At 65.5% G+C, this 18,991-nt stretch carries 15 protein-coding genes; 4 read left to right on the forward strand and 11 right to left on the reverse strand.

Going from position 1 to position 18,991, the window contains the following annotated elements:
- The 3 genes from RT697_RS06720 to fes all read right to left on the reverse strand — a co-directional run bounded on the left by RT697_RS06720 (position 1) and on the right by fes (position 5,192).
- Complete coding sequence (locus RT697_RS06720; protein WP_313697620.1) at positions 1–1,620, reverse strand: methyl-accepting chemotaxis protein; 1,620 nt, start codon at positions 1,618–1,620, stop codon at positions 1–3.
- Between the two features lie 264 nt (positions 1,621–1,884).
- Positions 1,885–3,351: an amidase gene (locus tag RT697_RS06725; protein WP_313697622.1), complete on the reverse strand. Its 1,467-nt coding sequence runs from the start codon at positions 3,349–3,351 to the stop codon at positions 1,885–1,887.
- A gap of 227 nt (positions 3,352–3,578) precedes the next feature.
- The gene (fes, locus tag RT697_RS06730; RefSeq protein WP_313697623.1) at positions 3,579–5,192 is read right to left on the reverse strand and encodes an enterochelin esterase; all 1,614 of its coding nucleotides are present in this window, start codon (positions 5,190–5,192) and stop codon (positions 3,579–3,581) included.
- Positions 5,193–5,358: 166 nt separating this feature from the next.
- On the opposite strand from fes, the gene RT697_RS06735 reads away from it, so the two are divergent.
- On the forward strand, positions 5,359–5,814 hold the full coding sequence (locus RT697_RS06735; protein WP_313697625.1) for a group III truncated hemoglobin: 456 nt from the start codon (positions 5,359–5,361) through the stop codon (positions 5,812–5,814).
- An 11-nt stretch (positions 5,815–5,825) separates the two neighbouring features.
- Here the strand turns inward: RT697_RS06735 and RT697_RS06740 are convergent, their stop codons facing one another.
- The 7 genes from RT697_RS06740 to RT697_RS06770 form a co-directional block, all read right to left on the reverse strand.
- Positions 5,826–8,096: an ATP-dependent DNA helicase gene (locus RT697_RS06740; protein WP_313697627.1), complete on the reverse strand. Its 2,271-nt coding sequence runs from the start codon at positions 8,094–8,096 to the stop codon at positions 5,826–5,828.
- A complete protein-coding gene (locus RT697_RS06745) occupies positions 8,093–9,739 on the reverse strand; it encodes a VRR-NUC domain-containing protein (protein ID WP_313697629.1) in 1,647 nt (548 codons plus the stop codon). The genes RT697_RS06740 and RT697_RS06745 overlap by 4 nt, the downstream gene beginning before the upstream one ends.
- Before the next feature lie 37 nt (positions 9,740–9,776).
- Positions 9,777–10,316, reverse strand: a complete 540-nt coding sequence (locus RT697_RS06750; RefSeq protein WP_313697630.1) for an ATP-binding protein — start codon at positions 10,314–10,316, stop codon at positions 9,777–9,779.
- 12 nt (positions 10,317–10,328) lie between these two features.
- Complete coding sequence (locus RT697_RS06755) at positions 10,329–10,535, reverse strand: hypothetical protein (RefSeq protein WP_313697632.1); 207 nt, start codon at positions 10,533–10,535, stop codon at positions 10,329–10,331.
- Between the two features lie 104 nt (positions 10,536–10,639).
- Positions 10,640–11,968, reverse strand: a complete 1,329-nt coding sequence (locus RT697_RS06760) for a cytochrome c (RefSeq protein WP_313697634.1) — start codon at positions 11,966–11,968, stop codon at positions 10,640–10,642.
- Positions 11,969–11,980: 12 nt separating this feature from the next.
- Positions 11,981–13,756 (reverse strand): GMC family oxidoreductase, encoded by a 1,776-nt coding sequence (locus RT697_RS06765; RefSeq protein WP_313697636.1) that lies wholly within the window; start codon positions 13,754–13,756, stop codon positions 11,981–11,983.
- A 3-nt stretch (positions 13,757–13,759) separates the two neighbouring features.
- On the reverse strand, positions 13,760–14,473 hold the full coding sequence (locus RT697_RS06770) for a gluconate 2-dehydrogenase subunit 3 family protein (RefSeq protein WP_175121198.1): 714 nt from the start codon (positions 14,471–14,473) through the stop codon (positions 13,760–13,762).
- 366 nt (positions 14,474–14,839) lie between these two features.
- Between RT697_RS06770 and RT697_RS06775 the strand changes: the two genes are divergently transcribed.
- A complete protein-coding gene (locus RT697_RS06775; protein ID WP_313697638.1) occupies positions 14,840–15,406 on the forward strand; it encodes a hypothetical protein in 567 nt (188 codons plus the stop codon).
- A gap of 48 nt (positions 15,407–15,454) precedes the next feature.
- Here RT697_RS06775 and RT697_RS06780 read toward each other — a convergent pair whose 3' ends face one another.
- On the reverse strand, positions 15,455–16,099 hold the full coding sequence (locus tag RT697_RS06780) for a TetR/AcrR family transcriptional regulator (RefSeq protein ID WP_313697640.1): 645 nt from the start codon (positions 16,097–16,099) through the stop codon (positions 15,455–15,457).
- Between the two features lie 125 nt (positions 16,100–16,224).
- On the opposite strand from RT697_RS06780, the gene RT697_RS06785 reads away from it, so the two are divergent.
- Together RT697_RS06785 and RT697_RS06790 are read left to right on the forward strand one after the other, a co-directional pair.
- Complete coding sequence (locus RT697_RS06785) at positions 16,225–17,265, forward strand: MBL fold metallo-hydrolase (protein ID WP_313697642.1); 1,041 nt, start codon at positions 16,225–16,227, stop codon at positions 17,263–17,265.
- Between the two features lie 104 nt (positions 17,266–17,369).
- A complete protein-coding gene (locus tag RT697_RS06790) occupies positions 17,370–18,983 on the forward strand; it encodes an NAD(P)/FAD-dependent oxidoreductase (RefSeq protein ID WP_313697643.1) in 1,614 nt (537 codons plus the stop codon).
- The last annotated feature ends 8 nt before the right edge of the window (positions 18,984–18,991 follow it).

Consider the following 18,991-nt stretch of genomic DNA (forward strand, 5'->3'; position numbering starts at 1 on the left):
TCACACCTTGAAGCGCGACACGCCGCTGCGCAGGTCGTTGGCCACCAGCGTCAGCTCTTCAATGGCAAGGCTGGACTGCCGCAGCGATTCCACCGTCTGCTGGGCCGCGTCGCTCAGTTGCTGCAGCGCCTGGTTGATCTGCTCGGCGCCGGTGGCCTGCGCCTGCATGCCTTCGTTGACCATCTGCACGCGCGGCGCCAGCGTCTGCACCTGCTGGATGATCTGCGAGAGCTGGTCGCCCACCTGCTGCATGTCGGCCATGCCGCGGCGCACTTCCTCGGAAAACTTGTCCATGCCCATCACGCCGGCCGACACCGACGACTGAATCTCGCGCACCATCTGCTCGATGTCGTACGTCGCCACCGCGGTCTGGTCGGCAAGGCGGCGGATCTCGGTGGCCACCACCACGAAGCCGCGGCCGTATTCGCCCGCCTTCTCGGCTTCGATCGCCGCGTTCAGCGACAACAGGTTCGTCTGGTCCGCCACCTTGGTGATGGTCGTCACGACCTGCGTGATGTTGCCGGCCTTTTCATTCAGCACCGCCAGCTTGGCGTTTACCGAGCCCGCCGCGCCCACCACGTTGCGCATCGTGTCTTCCATGCGCGCCAGGCCTACCTGACCGCTGCCGGCCAGCGTCGCGGTCTGTTCGGCAGCGCTGGAGACTTCGGTCATGGTGCGCACCAGTTCGCGGGAGGTTGCCGAGATCTCGCGCGACGTGGCGCCGATTTCGGTGGTGGTGGCGGCCACTTCCGACGCGGTGGCCTGCTGCTGCTTGGACGTGGCGGCAATCTCCGTCACCGACGTGGCCACCTGCACGGCCGAGCGCTGCGTCCGGCCCACCAGGCCGGTCAGCTCGTCGACCATGCCGTTGAAACCCGTTTCGATGGCGTTGAACTCGTCGTTGCGCGCCAGCTTCAGCCGCCGCGTCAGGTCGCCGCTCCCCGTGGCTTCAAGTGTCTTCACGATGTCGCGCATGGGATTGACGATGGCGCGCAAGAGCAGGAATCCGCACACGATGGACGCGGCGATGGCCATCGCCAGCGACACCAGCATGCCGGTCTCGGCGGCGTCCACGGACTGCTTGATGCTGATCGCGGACTCATCGGCCTGCCGTTTGTTTTCGGCGACCATCTTTGCCAGGGTGTCGCGTCCCCGGTAGAACGACGGCCGCAGCTCGGAAACGATGCGCGTCAGCGCACGGTTCGGGTCCGCCAGCATCGCAGGCGTCAGGATGTCGGCCCGGATACGCTTGTAGGCCTTCAGTTCCTTCTCGAACTCATCGAACAGTTGCTGGTCGTCCTGCCGGGCAATGGTGCGCCGGTAGAACTCGATGTGCTCGTCAAGCTGCACGTCGTTGCGCGGCAGCGCCTCCAGCGCGGCGCGGCGCTCGGCCTCCGTGGGCGCATTGAAGGCGTCCTGCACCACCACGAAACCACCAAACCACGACGCCCGGATCGACGTGCTGTAGTAGATGCCGGGTACGGCGTCGTTGTTGATCATTTCGGCCTGGGCTTCGACATGCAGAAGCCGCCGGTAATCCACCACCACCATCAGCGTCATGATGGCGAGAACCGCCAGGAAACTGACCAGGATGCGCTGGCGGAGCGTCACATTCTTCATACCGGGAGACCTTTGTACTGTATCGACATGTCGACGCCCTGCCCGGACGCCCCTGGGTTATTCCCGCCCCCGGCCTGCCGGCAGCCGGGATTCTGGCGGGAATGTGGGAAATTTCGACAATTATTACAAAGGTGCCGTGTCACAGCCATGAAAAACGCGGGAAAACGCAAAACATGGCTAGCTTGTCGGAAAAATGCAAAGATCTATTACACAAAATCAACCGAAGTTTGTGAGCATCGGTACGTGACGGTCATTGCGTGATGGTCATTGTGCGACGCCCCACAGCGCCGCCGGCGGCCGCTCCTGCACCCAGTCGCGCGCGTTTTCATAGGCATGAGCCAGTTGCAGCACGGCAAGGTCGCCCCGGGGCGGACCAATAAGCTGCATACCCATCGGCAGCCCTGCGGCGTTAAAGCCCACTGGCACACTGATGACCGGGCAACCGGCCAGCGTCCACGGCGTCACGGTTTCCATCCAACGGTGATACGTATCCATCGGACGGCCCGCGATCTCCTTGGGCCAATCCAGGTTCACGTCGAACGGAAACACCTGCGCCGACGGCACCGCCAGATAATCGACCTCTTCAAACATGCGCAGCACGGTCTGATACCAGGCGCTGCGTTCCTCCGTCGCCTGATAGATCTGGCGAGCCGTCATGCCTTCCAGCCCTTCGACCTCCCAGATCAGCGCGGGCTTGACCAGCTTGCGCGTCTCGGGGTTGTTGACCAGGGCATGGAACTGCCCGCCCACCATCAGATGGCGGTGCGCCAGCCAGATGCGCCACAGCCGGTCGCCCGCAAAAGGCACCTGGTATGCGTCGACCTGGCAGCCTGCGGTCTCCAGATCCTTCAGGGCCGCTTTGCAGAGTTCCAGGATGCCGGGCTCCATCGCCAGGTAACCGCCCCAATCGCCCAGCCAACCCACGCGCTTGCCGGACATGTCCGTGTCCAGCGGTTGCGCATACTGCGCCGGATCGTCTGTCAGCGATAGCGGCGCGCGCTTGTCGTGGCCGGCGATCACCGACAGCAGCAGCGCCACGTCGCGCGGGGTGCGCCCCATGGGGCCTTCGTAGGAAAGCTGCTTCAGGAAGACCTCGGGCGACGGCCCGGAAGGCACGCGGCCGGCCGACGGGCGCATGCCGTACACATTGCAGAACGCCGCGGGATTGCGCAGCGAGCCGCCGAAGTCGCTGCCGTCGGCCACGGGCAACATGCGCGCCGCCAGCGCCGCCGCGGCCCCACCGCTGCTGCCGCCTGCGGTCTTGGTGGCGTCATACGGATTGCCGGTCGCGCCATAGACCTTGTTATACGTGTGCGAGCCCAGGCCGAATTCCGGCACATTGCTGCGGCCGATGAAGATCGCGCCGGCGGCGCGCATGCGCTCGACCAGAATCGAATCGTGCGCCGTCACCACGTCCTTGTAGACCAGCGACCCCATCGAGGTGACCATGCCGCGCACGGCCGTCAGGTCCTTGGGCGCCTGCGGAATGCCGTGGAGCCACCCCTGCCACTGCCCCGCGGCCAACTGCGCGTCCCGCGCATCCGCTTCGCGCAGCAGCTCATCGCTGTCGCGGCGCGCGACGATGGCGTTCAGCTTGGGATTGACCCGGTCGATATGCGCCAGATACGCCTGCATCACTTCGCGGCAGGACACCCGGCGGCTGCGGATGGCGTCCGACAGCGCGTGCGCGGGCATGGCCACGATGTCATTGAGCGGGGCGGGGGTAGGCATGGGCGTTCGTCTCCTTGGCGCGCGCCGCGGATCCGCCGGGCGCGCGTATTGTCATTGGGCGCAGCGCGGCGGCCGGCCGCGCGCATCGCGACAATACTACGCAAATCGGCGGCGCCGCGCGCAGGGGATGAAGGCAGCCGCACGCCGCGGACATCCGCTGGACGGCGGCAGCATGCCGCGGCCCCCGGCTGGACGACGAATGCATGCAGCGTGGGCCGGCGCCCCGGCTATTGCCGAGCCAGACCGTTCTTGCCGATCAGTTCCAGCAACCCGTCCGACAAGGTCCCGCGCCAGCTCAGATAATCGTGGCCGCCCGCCACCTCGCGATGGGTCACGAGATAACCCTTGGCCCGCAGCACGTCGCGCAGATGGCGGTTGGTCTCCAGGATTCCGGGCTGGCCGCCGCGCCCCGATTCGAACAGGCCCGCGCCCAGAAAGAACCGCACCGGCAGCGTGCGCACCGCCACGAACTGCCGCGTCAGCCACTGGTCTTCCTCCCCAGGCGGCGCCCACCAGTACGAGCCGGACTGGCTCAGCACATTGCCGAAGACCTCGGGATGGCGCAGCGCCGCATACGAGGACGCAAGGCCGCCATAGCTCGACCCGCCGATCACCGTGCGCCCCGCCGGCGCCGCGATGCCCTGCTTGCGCGCCCACGGCATCAGCTCGCGCGCCAGGAAATCGGCGAAATCCGGATTAGGCGGCAGCTCGCGGCCGCGCGAGTCCGCGGTGGGGTTATCGATCAGCAGGGCCGCGGTCGGCGGAATGACGCCGGCCGCGATCATGTTGTCCAGGATGGTCGGCGTGGGCACGCGCCCCAGATAGGCGCCCGCGTCGAACAACACCAGCACGTGGTTGTCCGGGCCATCTGGTTTCCAACCCGCCGGGCGGTACAGATGAATCGTGCGCGTATTGCCCAGGATGTCGCTGCGCAGTTCCAGCGCTTGGACGCTGCCGGCGGGAACGTCCACGCGCGGTTCGACCCACGGCTGCGGCGGCGCGTCGGCCAGTTCCATCACCGAATAGGTCTGGAACGCATCGATGCCACGCTCGGGATAGACCTTGGGATTGTTCGGGTCGGCCTGCGCCGTGGCCAGGATCGCGCGGCGCCGCGCCATGCCGGTCCCCGGCAGTTCCGGCACATCGGGCGCCAGCCGGTACGACAGGCGCGCCGTCTTCGGCACCAGGAAGCTCACGTACCAGACGTCGGAATCGCTCAGCCGCGACAATTGCGCGTGGTCGGTGGACGGACCGCCGAACAGGCGCACGTTGCGTTCCGCGCCCTGCCACAGAAAGGTCACGCGATCATGCGTGGCGTTTGCCGGCTCGATCAGCGGCGTGCCCTGGCGCTTCATCTCGTCCCAGAACGCGGCCGTCGTGCCGCCCTTTGCCAGCGTCTGCGCCAGCACGGCCAGGCGCGGGCTATCGATCGTGGGCGCCGGCGCGCGCTGTTCGGACAGCGGCAGGCGCTCGGTCACGGACCATTCATACGCGCCCTGCCCCTGCGCCCGCACCGTGTAGACGCCATCGGCCGGCCCCACCAGCATCAGCAAGCCGGCCGGCTTTTCGCGGTCGCTCAGCCGGCGCACGTGGCGCCCTTGCGGGTCCAGCAGATCCAGCGTCACGCCGCTGTCCGCCGACCAGGTTCCCGCCACGAATTCGCCCTTTTGCATGGGCAGCGGCTTGTCGGCAGCGGCCTGCGGCGTGACCGCGCCTTGCGCTGATTGAGCCGCCGCCGGGCCGGGCGCCGTGGCGACGAGCGCGGCCGTCATCGCCGCTTTCAACGCAACGGCCATTACCGTCGAAGTCAGGCCATTGCGCCGCCCGTTCATCTGTCGCATATCCATCCGCCTTAATAAGAATGGATATCATTATTGCCGAAAACGGAATCCAATCCCGTCCGGGCACGCGTCCGAATAAATTACGCCGCGCCGCTTGAGCCATATCAAACCGCACGCTTCCGCCCTCGCCCTAAGATCGTCTCCTGCCCCCCGCCCGGAGACCATCTTGACCACGCACGACATCGCCACCGACACCGATACCGCCGCCGTCTGCACCGAAGCCGAAATCCAGGACCTGGTCCATACCTTCTACGCCAAGGCGCGCGCCGATGAATCCCTCGGCCCCATCTTCAACGGCATGGTCCACGACTGGGACGAACACCTGGCCACGCTCTCGGACTTCTGGTCGGCCGTCATCCTGGGCACCCGGCGCTTTACCGGCATGCCGATGCCCAAACACGCGGCCATGCCCAACCTGAAAGCCGAACTCTTCGAACGCTGGCTGGTCCTGTTTGGCGAGACGACCGACGCGCTGCCGAATCGCGCCCTGGCCGACGCCGCGCAGGAAATGGCCAAGCGCATGGCGCGCAGCCTCTGGTACGGCTATCAGTTGTCGCGCGATCCCAGCCAGCCGCTGACCGAACTGCGCCCGCCGGCGCACCCCGAAGCGCACCCCGCCTAGGGTTCGGGCGCTCAGTCCACCCGCCACCACCCCGGCAACAACCCGCGCACCTTGGCGCGCCGATAGCGGTCATCGATGAGGTGCACAGTACCCTCATCGTGTTCGGTCCGGATGACCCGGCCCGCCGCCTGCACCACCTTCTGCATGCCGGGGTACAGATACGTGTAGTCGTACCCGTTCTCTTCGCCATAGCGCATGTCCATGGCACGTTTCATGTTTTCGTTCACGGGGTTGACCTGCGGCAGTCCCAGCGTGGCGATGAACGCGCCGATCAGCCGCTTGCCCGGCAGGTCCACGCCTTCCGAGAACGCGCCGCCCAGCACCGCGAATCCCACGCCCTGTCCCGTTTCGGTAAAGCGCGCCAGGAAGGCCGCCCGCCCCGGCTCGTCCATGCCCGGCGTCTGCAGCCAGATCGGCACCTGCGGATGGCGCTCGCGCATCAGGTCGGCCACGCGCTTCAGGTAGTCAAAGCTGCTCAGAAAGCCCAGGTAATTGCCCGGCCGCTCGGCGTACTGTCGCGCGATCAGGTCCGCGATGGGCGCCAGCGACCGCTCGCGATCGCGAAAGCGCGTGGACACGTTGCCCACCACGCGCACCGCCAACTGCCCCGCCTGAAACGGCGCGGCCACGTCGATCCACGGCGTGTCCTTGGGCAGGCCCAGCGTGTCCCGGTAAAACTGCTGCGGACTCAGCGTGCCGGAGAACAGCACCGTCGCGTGCGCCGTCGCATAGCGCGCGGCCAGATACGGCGCGGGAATCACATTGCGCACGCACAGCGTCGACGGCGGTGTCTTGGCGCTGCTGACGCCCGCCTCGCCCAGCGTCACGTCAAACAGCGCATGCGAGCCGAACTGCTCGGCCAGCCGCATGAAATGCAGCGCCTCGAAATAGAACCCCAGCAAGGGATCATCCTGCGGCAGCGGCGTCTGGCCGATGAACTCGGTGATGGCCGCCACCGCCTTCTGCACTGCCGTCAGCACACCGGCCGGCGCGGCGTCGTACGCCTGATAGCGTTCAGTCTGCTTCTTGTTCAGCGCATTCCACGACCGGTGCAGCCCGTCCAGCGGTTTTTTAAGCGCCTTGGGCGCCGCATACCGCGCGGCGGTCAGCCGGTTCTGATCGAGTTCGCCCGTGTACATGCGGCGCGCGCGGTCCACCAGGTTGTGCGCCTCGTCAACCAGCACCGCCACCTTCCACTGATGCGCCTGCGTCAGCGCATGCAACATGGCGGTGGCGTCGTAGTAATAGTTGTAGTCGCCCACCACCACATCGCTCCAGCGGATCAGCTCCTGCGACAGGTAATACGGACACACATCGTGTTCCAGCGCGGTGGCGCGCACCGCGGGCGCGTCCAACCGGGTGTGTTCCAGCGCCGCGGCGCGGGCCTGCGGCAGGCGGTCGTAAAAGCCGCGCGCCAGCGGGCAGGAATCGCCATGACAGGCCAGATCCGGATGCACGCAGCTTTTATCGCGCGCTTGCAGATCCAGAATCCGCAGGCCTGGCTTGGCGGGCTGCGCATTGATGGTTTCCAGCGCCTCGACCGCCAACCCACGGCCCGACCCCTTGGCCGCCAGGAAGAACACCTTGTCCAGGCCCGTGCCTGGACTGGCCTTGAGCAGCGGAAAGATCGTGCCCAGCGTCTTGCCGATGCCCGTGGGCGCCTGCGCCATCAGGCAGCGGCCATCGCGCGCCGTGCGGTAGACGGCCACCGCCAGATCGCGCTGCCCGGCGCGGAACTCGCCATGCGGAAACGCCAGCGCCTCGAGCGCCGCGTCGCGCGACTGCCGATGCGCCAGTTCCGTCTTGGCCCACGCAAGAAACCGTTCGCATTGCAGTTGGAAGAATGCAGCCAGATCGGCGGCCTCGTGCGTTTCCACCAGCACCGTCTCTTCCTCGGTCGCCACGTTGTAGTAGACCAGCGCCACCCGCACGTTCGCGAGGCCCCGCGCCTGGCACAGCAGATGACCGTACACCTTTGCCTGCGCCCAATGCACCACGCGGTGATTCTCGCGCACGCTGTCGAACTGGCCGCGGTAGGTCTTGATCTCTTCGAGCTGGTTGGCCGCCGGGTCGTAGCCGTCGGCGCGCCCGCGCACCAGCAGGTCGCCAAACACGCCCGACAAAGACACTTCAGTTTCGTAATCCGGCCCGCGCCGCCCCGTCACGACCGCGTGTCCCGCCATGCCTTCCAGGCCGCTAGGCGCGGGCGTGAAGCGCAGGTCCAGATCACCGGCCCGCGCCGTGAACTCGCACAACGCCCGCACCGCCACCGCGTAGCTCATGCGGCCTCCTGCAACCAGCTCACGTGGCACACGCGCACCGGCATGCCGTGCGCGACGCAATACTGCAGCCAGCGGATCTGGTTGTCCTGCAACTTGTCGCCCGGACCCTTCACCTCGATCAGTTCATAGCGGCGCTCGGCGGGCCAGAAGCGCACCAGATCCGGCAGACCGGTGCGGTTGCCCTTCACGTCGCGCAGCAGCCGCGTGAAGAAGAGCTTCAGATGCGCGGCTGGCAGGCAGTCCAGCGCCTGTGCCAGCAACGTGTCGGACAAGGCGCCCCAGAACACGAACGGCGACTGCAAGCCCGCCTTGTCGGCGTACCGCTGCAGGATGACGTCGCGGTAGGCGGGCGTATCGAGCTGCGCCAGGCAGGCCTCGAAGTGCGCCTGCCGCCGCGCGTGGAAATCCGGCGCCTCCAGGTCGGCGGGACCACGCTGGAACGGATGAAAGAACGCGCCCGGCAACGGCGCAAACACCGCCGGCCAACACAGCAAGCCAAAAAGCGAATTGATCAGCGCGTTCTCGACGTAATGCACCGGCGCATCGTCCTGATGCAGGTGATCGCGCGTCACGTATTCCACCGCGGACGGTTGCGCCGGGCGGGCCAGCGCCAGTTCCGTGCGCGGCAGGATGGGCGCTGCCGCACGTGCCGCCGCGCCCTGCCCCAGCCCCCGCCGCAGCCGGGGCATCATGCGCGCCACCCGTTGGCTTTCCTCTTCGCTCTCGGGCGTGTTCGCCGCCGTCATGGCCAGCGCCATCGCGTCCTCGAACCGCTGCATCCGCTCATACACCCGAATGCGCCGATGCCGCGCGCCGGGATAGCCACAAGCCGCGTATACGCGCTGGGCGGCTTCCCAGTCCTGCGCCCTTTCGCATGCTTGCCCGATACGCAGCAACACCTTGGCGCGGCGCTTTTCCAGCCAGGCGTTGCCGCTGACGCAGTCCTCCGCCGCCCGCAGCAAGTCGTCCACGGCCGCACCTTCGTCCAGCGCCCGCCGGCACGCGTGCAACGCCAGATAGCAGTCCACGTCCGCCCGCGTCTGGAAAGCCCGCGACGCCGCGTCGAACGGCACGGTCTCGTACTGAAACACGCCCAGGTCCGCCAGCACGAATTCCGACCAATCCTGATGCAGATTGCCGAAGAACATGAGGCGCAGGCGTTCGCAGCGGTCCGCCACCATCACGCGCCAGACGGGCTCCAAGAAATCCGGCGACCAGACGCCGAACGGCCGGGCGTCAGGCAGCGCCATGCGCAGCGCCTCGAGCATATCGGCCTTGCGCGCGCCCGGCCTGGCTGCCGGCTGAGACGCGAACGCCCGGCACAGCTCAGGCTTGGTCAGCAGCGCAAACAGTTCATCCAGCGTCATCGGTGCGCGCGTGTCCAGCCACCCCAACGCTTCCAGCGCCTCGGCCGCCTCTTCGACGGCCGGGATCTCTTCGTACGTCAGCCGGCTGGCCCGAAACCACGGCCCGCGCCGCATCAGCATGCGCACCATCAACGCCTGCGACGCCTGCGGCAACGCCGCGAAGTCCGCCAGAAAGCGGCAATCGTCTTCGTCCAGCAGGTCGGCGTAGCGGTCCGAGACCCACGCCAGCGCGCGCTGGAAATTGTGCAGATAGTAGTAACGGTGCGGGGGCAACATCGGCGGCGGCCGGGTGGACTGTTTATTTATCCAGTAATCATAGCAGGCCGGCGAATCCGGAATCCGTCGAAGCGTGCCGGAAGATGGTCAGCCCCTCCTCCTCATCCGGCTCCACGAAATACGCCGTGATGGCGTCGTACTCGGCGTCGCTGGTGGTGAACGGATGATCGCCCGAGGCATTGCGCGCGCGCAGCCGGGCCTTGCAGACCGCGTCGGGCACGTCCAGATAATGCAGCGTGTGGGCGCAGCCCGCCTCCCGGGCCACGTCGCGCAGCCACTCGCGGCTGCGGCGCGTGTTGGCCGGAAAATCCAGCACCACCGACAGCCCCGCCGCCACCAGCGCCACGACATGGCTGCCCATGGCGTTTCGCAGGCGGCTGGCGCAGCGCCCGTAGTCCGCCACGTCCACGATTTCGCCCGGATACAGCGCCGCCAGCCAGCGGTCTTCGCTGAGCAGCAGGGTCCGGGGCTGCGCCGCCAATCGGGCAGCCAGCGTGGATTTGCCCGCGCCGATCTTGCCGCACAGAAAATGCAGCATGGGTTCGGCAGCGTCGTGGACAGTTTCGGGGGAAGGCATGGAAAGCTCCTGTCAGAAAAAACCAGGAGGCGGAAACGACAAACCCGCCTCGTGGCGGGTTTGTGTAGCGATGTCCGGAAAACGCGCTAACCCACCATCAAACCGATGGTGGCAATAATCAAGGCGAAAGGCGCGTGCGTCCGGGACATGCTGCGCACTTTGCGCCGATGCCATCGGCTTGTCAAACCCTGCATCTCGAATCGCATGAAAAATGCGCATGAAAAGCGCGCATGAAAAACGGCGCCGGAAAGCCGCAGGCTCTCCAGCGCCGTTTGCCGTCCCGCCCGCAAAGCGGCAGGACAGCGGTTCACGACTGCAACGGCTTACTGCGCGCGCACCGGCTGCGGCGCCGCGCCGATGTCTTTACGCACCTTGGCCACGTCGGACGCGCTGACCGCCGCGCCCTTGTTGCCCCAGCTCGACCGCACGAAGCTCACCACGTCGGCGACTTCCTTGTCGGTCATGCGCCAGTCAAAGCCCGGCATCGCGTACGCGGTTGGGGCCGACGCCGTACCCGGCATCTGGGCGCCCTTGAGCACGATGTGGATCAACGAAGCCGGATCGGCCGAGTTGACCGTCGAGCTCAACGCGAGCTGCGGGAACGTCTCGGTATAGCCCTTGCCCGTGCTGCGATGGCAAGCCGCGCAGTAGTTCAGGAAGGCCATCGCGCCATCGCTCTTGTCCTTGCCGGTGCGCAGCGCCTGGGCCACGGACTCGTCATAGGCCAGCGGCTTGGTGGCGTCCTTGTTCACCGGCGGCAGGCTCTTCAGGTACACCGCGATGGCGTTCAGGTCGTCGTCGGTCAGGTGCTGCGTGCTCTCCTCGACCACTTGCGCCATGCCGCCGAACGCCGCCGAATGCCCGTTGCGGCCGGACTTCAGGAAGGCCGTGATGTCTTCCTTGCTCCAGGCGCCCAGGCCGTCGGTCGCGTCGCCGCGCAGGTTCTTGGCCAGCCAGCCTTCGACCACGCCGCCCGACAGGAAGGCCGAGCCATCCGCATCGGTCAGCGCCTTTTCCTGCAAGGCCACGCCGCGCGGCGTGTGGCAGGTGCTGCAATGGCCCAGGCCTTCAACGAGGTAGCGGCCGCGCAGCAGCGCCTGCTTGTCGGCGCCGTTGGCGTCAATGGTGACCGGCGCCGTCACGACATCGGGCGCAAACACCCAGCGCCACACCGTCAGCGGCCAGCGCATCGACATCGGCCAGACGATGTCGGTGTCCTTGTTTTCCTGCTTCACGGGCTCGACGCCGTGCATGAAGTAGGCATACAAGGCCTTCACATCGTCGGGGGTGACGTTGGCGTAGGCGGTGTAAGGCATGGCCGGATACAGCGAATGTCCGTCCTTGGCCACGCCGTGGCGCACGGCCCGGTCGAAGTCCTCGTACGAATAATTGCCGATGCCCGTTTCCTTATCCGGCGTGATGTTCGTCGAATAGATCATGCCCAGCGGCGAATCGATGCCCAGACCGCCGGCAAAAGGCTTGCCGCCGGAGGCCGTGTGGCAGGCGATACAGTCGCCGGCGCGCGACAGGTACTCGCCCTGCTTGATCATTTGCGCATCGGTCGATGCGGGCGTGCCGCCGGCCGCGAACGCGGCGCCGGCAGCCAGGGCAGACAGGGCCGAGAAGGCCGCAACAATGGTGTGCTTGATCATTGTTCCGTCTCCTTAAGCCTGGACCAGCGGGCCGGGGTTCTTCAGATACTGCTCGCGGATCGCCTGCGCCGCCCAGTAGGCCAGCGCGCCGACCAGACCGGTCGGGTTGTAGCCCATGTTCTGCGGGAACACGCAGGCGCCCATCACGAACACGTTCGGCACATCCCAGCTCTGCAGGTACTTGTTGACCACGCTTTCCTTGGGGTTCGAGCCCATGATGGCGCCGCCCGTGTTGTGCGTGCTCTGGTAGACGCGCGTGTCGTAGCGCGCGCCCTTCTTGCGCACGGCCACAAAGTGCTTTTCAGGATTCATGGCCTTGGCCACGGTCTCCATGCGCTTGCCCATGTAGCCCAGCATGTCGAACTCGTTGTCGTGCCAGTCGAACGTCATGCGCAAGAGCGGCTGGCCATACGCGTCCTTGTAGGTCGGATCCAGCGACAGGTAGGCGTCACGGTACGACATCACCGACCCGGAAATGCCGATCGTCATGAAGCGCTGATAAGCGTCCTGCACGCCCGCCTTCCAGGCCGTGCCCCACGTCGGGGTGCCCGGCGTCGTCGGCGTCTGCTTGATCGGACGGCCGCCGTAGCGCACGTGACGGATGCTGGCGCCACCCACAAAGCCCAGCGGGCCGTGGTCGAACTGGTCGCCGTTCAGGTCGTCCATGCCCACGCCGCCGGCGCCGGTGCCGACGAACGGGTTCAGTTGCGTACCCTTGGGCAGCAGCACGTTGACCGCGCCGTTCATCTGGTACGCGTAGTTCTTGCCGACCACGCCTTCGTTGGTCTTCGGGTCATACGGCTTGCCGATACCCGACAGCAGCAAGAGGCGCACGTTGTGCATCTGATACGCCGACAGGATCACCAGATCCGCGGGCTGATCGATCTCGTTGCCGTCCGCGTCGATGTAGGTCACGCCCACGGCCTTCTTGCCGGTCGAATCCAGATTGACCTTGATGACCTGCGCACGCGTGCGCAGCTCGAAATTCGGCTTCTTCAGCAGCACCGGCAGAATCGTGGTCTGCGGCGAGGCCTTCGAATACATGTAGCAGCCGTAGTTCTCGCAGAAACCACAGAAGTTACAGGGGCCAAGGCGCACGCCGTACGGATTGGTGTACGGACCGGACGCGTTGGCGGCGGGCGTGGGATACGGATTGAAGCCGACTTCGCGCGCGGCCTTGTCGAACAGCGATGCGCCGTAGGTCGTGGCCAGCGGCGGCAGCGGGAATTCCTTGCTGCGCTTGCCTTCCAGCGGGTTGCCGCCTTCAACGATCTTGCCGTCCAGGTTGCCAGCCTTGCCCGACGTGCCGCACACGTATTCGAACTTCGAGAAATACGGCTCCAGCTCGTCGTAGGTCACGCCGAAGTCCTGGATCGTCATGCCTTCCGGAATGAAGTTCTTGCCATAGCGCGTCTCATAACGCGTGCGCAGCTCCAGCTCTTCGGGCAGCACGCGGTAGTGCATGCCGTTCCAGTGAAAGCCCGCGCCGCCCACGCCCGTGCCCAGCAGGAACGAACCGTTCTGACGATACGGCACGGCCACGTCATCCACGCCGTGGCGGATCGTGACGGTTTCCTTGGACAGGTCCTGGAACAGATAACCGCGCACCGAATACTTCAGCTCGTCGATCACCTTGGGGTATTCGGCGTCCTTGGGCGTGTCCTGCATGCCGCCGCGCTCCAGCGCCAGCACCTGCAGACCCGCTTCGGTCAGTTCCTGACCCAGGATCGCACCGGTCCAGCCGAATCCGACCAGCACCGCATCAACTTTGTCTTTCTTGATCGCCATGATTTAACCCTTCTCCCCAGAGATCGACACGGGGCCATAGGGGTACTTCACGTTGGGCTGGTCGACCCAGTCCATGAAATCGGCGCGCGCGCCGGGAAAGCCCACCATCTTCCAGCCCACCATGTTCTTGTTGCCGCCGTAGATCGGATCGGCAAAGAAACCTTCCTTGGTGTTGGCAAGCAGGAAGCTGAAGAACGTCTTGGACGGCACGGATTCGAATGCGATCTTGCCCGACTGCAGATCCTTCAGGATCTGTTCCTGCAGCGCCTTGTCCAGTTCGGCGTATGCCTTGCCGTGCGTCTTCACGCACCAGGCGTCACAGGCTTCGATGCCATTGCGATAGACCTGGCGGGGATTTTGATCGAGCTGGTAGCCCAGTTCCGGCACCTGGTCGGTGTGGAACGGCCCGTCCATGTACCACAGCTTGCCGTGGCCAAAGGGCGTTTCCATCTGACGATCAATGAACTCGGGCACGCCGGCCACGATGGCGCCAGGGCCGTACTCGTCGGCGGGAATCAGGTGATCCACCGCGGCAACGATGAAGGCCCATTCGGCCTTGGTGAAATAGGTGGGCTCGTAGGGCTTGGCCGCTTTTGCGGCGTTGCCGTCGGCGGCGTTGGTACAGCCGACGGTCAGGCCGCCGATCGCCAGCGTCGACGCTGGCACAATGGCCATCGTTTGCAGAAACCGCCGGCGCGGCTGTGCGTCATCAGTCATGGACATCTCCGTGATTACTCCAAGTTGTCCTAGCGCGCTACCGAACATGAAACCTGGAAACACGAACTGCCCGAGCTAGTGACAACACGCTCTTTTCTTGCTCAAAATCAACACTGCTCTTTGAAAAGGGACGTAAGAGCAGGTGTCGGCATTATGCGCTTCTGATCCGCTCGTTCGACCGTATCAGATGGAATTTCTTGACGTGGGAAAGTCTTTTGCATTAAGGACAACGTAAGAAGCCCGCAAATGCAGGCTTTTCTGACAGCAAGGTGAATGGATTCGGTATATTTGCGCGGCATTGCGCGATGCGTGAAGGCCAAGGCAACTGCCCAGCCGGCGGCGCCTGCAACCCATGACAGATCCCACATGAACGACAACACAAAGACTTGGCGCAGTTCGACGACCACCCGCAGCTGGACTTCCACAACGGACCTCACGCCCGAGCAGCGCACGCATATTGAAGCCCTGCTGGACGGCGGGATGGATGGCGTGACGGTCAGTGAATCGTGGCGCTATTCGGGCACCGAAAACGGCGAAACGTTCAACGTCCAGATCGACGACGGGGTCGTGACGGTGAACGGACGCCGCTACGGCAGCCTGGACGAGGTGCCCCGCGCCGAGCGCGAGCGCATCGAGGCCCTGCGCAATGGCCAGGCCATGGAAGGTCTGTGGGACATGCTGCGCGACTCGGGCTTGGACAGCAAGGACATGAGTAGCTTGATGCCTGAACGGCAGGCCAAGCCCGTATTCACCATCGAAACTGAATCGCCCGACGCGGCGGCGAGCCCGTCGCCACGCGTATCCACTGAGAGCGTTGAGGCCGGTCCGGCGCCAGGCGCGGTACCTACAGGCGGCGGGCTGCGTAAGACACTTCTGATTGGCGTCGCGATCGGCTTGGCGCTGTGGGTGGCGCAGGCGCTGAAGCTTTTCTGACGCGCGTTGCGGCGGCGCGCAGCGCTCAACCGTCGAACACACGCAGACTCATTTAGCCTGCGCGTAGTAGCCCAGGAACATTCCAACCGCCGAATCCGCCACGCGCTCGCGCTCCGCCTTTTTCAGCGGTGGCTGTCCTAGTGTGACCTGCGGCCAGAACGCAAAGCTCTTCACCAGCCCTTCCAATTGTTGGCCCGCAAAAGCCGGGTCAACTGCTTTCAGGCGCCCGTCCGCTATCGCCGCCTGAATCCACGCCGTCACCCCACTGCCCTTCTCGTCCATCCGGCAAACAATGTCCTGTGCGCGATCTGGCGAATGAATGATCTCCGCCATGGCAACCCGCGCCAGATCAATGAAGCTGGCGTCGCCCAGCAACTCCAGTTTCTGCATCAACAACTGCCGCAATTGCTGGGCGAGCGGAAGGTCGGTCTGGTAGGCCATGTCGACGCTGGCCGCGCTGCTGGTCCACAACTGCTCCAGCATCAGCGCGAACAGCGCCTCCTTGCTCGGGAAATGGTTATAGACCGTGCGCTTGGACACGCCAGCGGCCTGGGCGATGCGGTCCATGCTGGTGGCCTCGAACCCCGCGGTGCGGAATTCCTCCACTGCCGCGCGCACGATGTCCTCGCGCTTGCGGTCGGTCAGGCGTTTGGGCGGGCGTTCCTTGGCGGAATCGGGAGCTTTCGTCGACATGGGCGAAATTCTACACCGAGCGGTGTACTTTTCTGATTTTGGAAACTACACTGTGCAGTGTAATTTTTGGCACGAGCGGTTTGCCGCGATCGCGCCATTTTTTGAATCTCATGGGATAACCCGCCGTGACCGTCCTCTCCGCCTGCAACCGCCGCGCCTTGCCGCTTTATCCGCAATCCCCCCAACAGCGCGACGGACGTTTCAGCAATCCGCGGCCGCGCCCCGCCATGGGCTTCTGGAAAGGCGTCAAGCTTGCCTGGACCGTCCTCTTTGCCAAACCACGCGGCACGGTTCCCGACATCGCCATCCCCGTGCGCCCGCTGGACCGCGCAGCCCTGGAAGCCGCCCCGGACCGCAGCCTTTACCGGCTTGGACATTCCACCATCCTCATGAAACTGCGCGGACGCTTCTGGCTGACCGACCCGGTCTTCTCCGAACGTGCTTCGCCCGTGCAATGGGCCGGCCCCGCACGCTTTCATGCACCGCCCATCAGCACCGACGACCTGCCTCCGATCGCAGGCGTCATCCTGTCCCACAACCATTACGACCATCTCGACCGCGCCGCCATCGCACAGCTTGCGAGCAAGACCGCGCGCTTCATCGCGCCGCTCGGCGTCGGCGACCAACTGGTGGCCTGGGGCATCGACCCCGCCCGCGTCGAGCAATTGGACTGGTGGCAGTCCACCGAGGTCGACGGCCTGCGCCTGACCGCCACGCCCGCCCAGCACTTCTCCGGCCGCGGTCTCACTGACAGCGACCGCAGCCTGTGGGCCTCGTGGGTCATCCAGGACGCCGACCTGCGCGTCTTCTTCAGCGGCGACACCGGCTACTTCGACGGCTTCAAGGCCATCGGCGACGCTTACGGCCCCTTCGACCTGACCCTCATGGAGACCGGCGCGTACGACGCGCGCTGGGCCTTCGTCCACATGCAGCCCGAAGAGACCCTTCAGGCGCACCTGGACCTGCGCGGCCGCTGGCTGCTGCCGATCCACAACGGCACCTTCGACCTGGCCATGCATCCGTGGGAGCAGCCGTTCGAGCGCATCACGGCATTGGCGCGGGACCATGGCGTCGATCTGGCCACACCGGTCATGGGAGAGCGCGTCGATATCGGGGCGCCGCAAGCGGGAACGGCGTGGTGGCGCGCGGGGGAGGCGCAGCGGTAAAAACGGGTCGGCCCGGCTGCGCAGGCCGGGCTTACCCACAGCTGCTGTCCAGTACAATCCGCGTTTGGCGACGTTGTGATCGCCCATCTGTCTGGACCCCAAGCATGTTGCGTCTGTCTGAAATCAAGCTGCCGTTGAACCACACGCCCGAGGAACTGCCCGCGGCAATCCTCAAGAAACTGGGCATTCCGGCCAGCGACCTGAACGGCTTCACCATCTTCCTGCGCAGCTACGACGCGCGCAAAAAGCACAACATCCTGCTGATCTACGCGCTGGATGTCGACGTCGCCAACGAAGCCGCGATCCTCAAACGCTTTCACGACGACCGCAACGTCAAGCCGTCTCCGGACACCGAATACAAATTCGTCGCCCAGGCGCCCGCCACGCTCACCAAGCGTCCCATCGTCATCGGCACCGGCCCCTGTGGCCTGTTTGCCGGCCTCGTCCTGGCGCAAATGGGCTTCAAGCCCATCATCCTGGAACGCGGCAAGGCCGTGCGCGAACGCACCAAGGACACCTGGGGCCTGTGGCGCAAACGCGTCCTGAACCCGGACTCCAACGTCCAGTTCGGCGAAGGCGGCGCCGGCACATTCTCGGACGGCAAGCTCTACAGCCAGATCAAGGACCCGAAGCACTACGGCGAAAAGGTCCTCAAGGAATTCGTCCTGGCCGGCGCGCCCGAAGAAATCCTTTACGTCAGCAAGCCCCACATCGGCACATTCCGCCTGGTCGGCATGGTCGAAGTCATGCGCGACACCATCACCAAGCTGGGCGGCGAAGTCCGCTTCTCCAGCCGGGTTGAAACGCTGCACCGCGAAAACGGCAAGGTCACCGGCGTCACGCTCGCGAACGGCGAACACATCGAAGCCGACCACGTCGTCCTCGCCATCGGCCACAGCGCGCGCGACACCTTCCAGATGCTGAACGACCAGGGCGTCTTCATGGAAGCCAAGCCCTTCTCCATCGGCTTCCGGATCGAACACCCGCAATCGCTCATCGACCGCGCGCGCTTCGGCCCCAACGCCGGCCACCCCATCCTGGGCGCCGCCGACTACAAACTGGTCCATCACGCCAGCAACGGCCGCTCCGTCTATAGCTTCTGTATGTGCCCCGGCGGCACGGTCGTCGCGGCCACTTCAGAACCGAACCGCGTCGTCACCAACGGCATGAGCCAGTACTCGCGGAACGAACGCAATGCGAATGCGGGCATCGTCGTGGGGATTTCGCCCGAGGTCGATTACCCGGAGCATGTGCTGGCCGGTGTCGACTTCCAGCGCAAGTGGGAATCGCAGGCCTTCGAGCTGGGCGGCCGCAACTACAGTGCGCCGGGACAGTTGGTGGGTGATTTCCTGGAAGGCAAGGCATCGACGGAATTCGGTTCCGTGCAGCCGTCTTACACGCCCGGCGTCCACCTGACCGACCTGGCCACCGCGCTGCCCGATTTCGCCATCACCGCCATTCGCGAGGCCTTGCCGGCGTTCGACAAGAACATCAAGGGCTTCAATATGCCCGATGCCGTGCTGACGGGTGTGGAAACGCGGACGTCGTCGCCGATTCGCATCAAGCGGGACAACGAGACGCTGGAGAGCATCAACACGCAGGGATTGTTTCCGGCGGGAGAAGGCGCGGGTTATGCGGGCGGGATTCTGTCGGCGGGGGTGGATGGGATCAAGATTGCGGAGGCTGTGGCGCTGAGCATCATGGGGCGGGCGGGTTAACTCGCATT

Origin of the sequence: Achromobacter sp., from assembly GCF_032113835.1 — a bacterium.
In the GTDB taxonomy this organism is placed as follows: Bacteria; Pseudomonadota; Gammaproteobacteria; order Burkholderiales; family Burkholderiaceae_B; genus Achromobacter.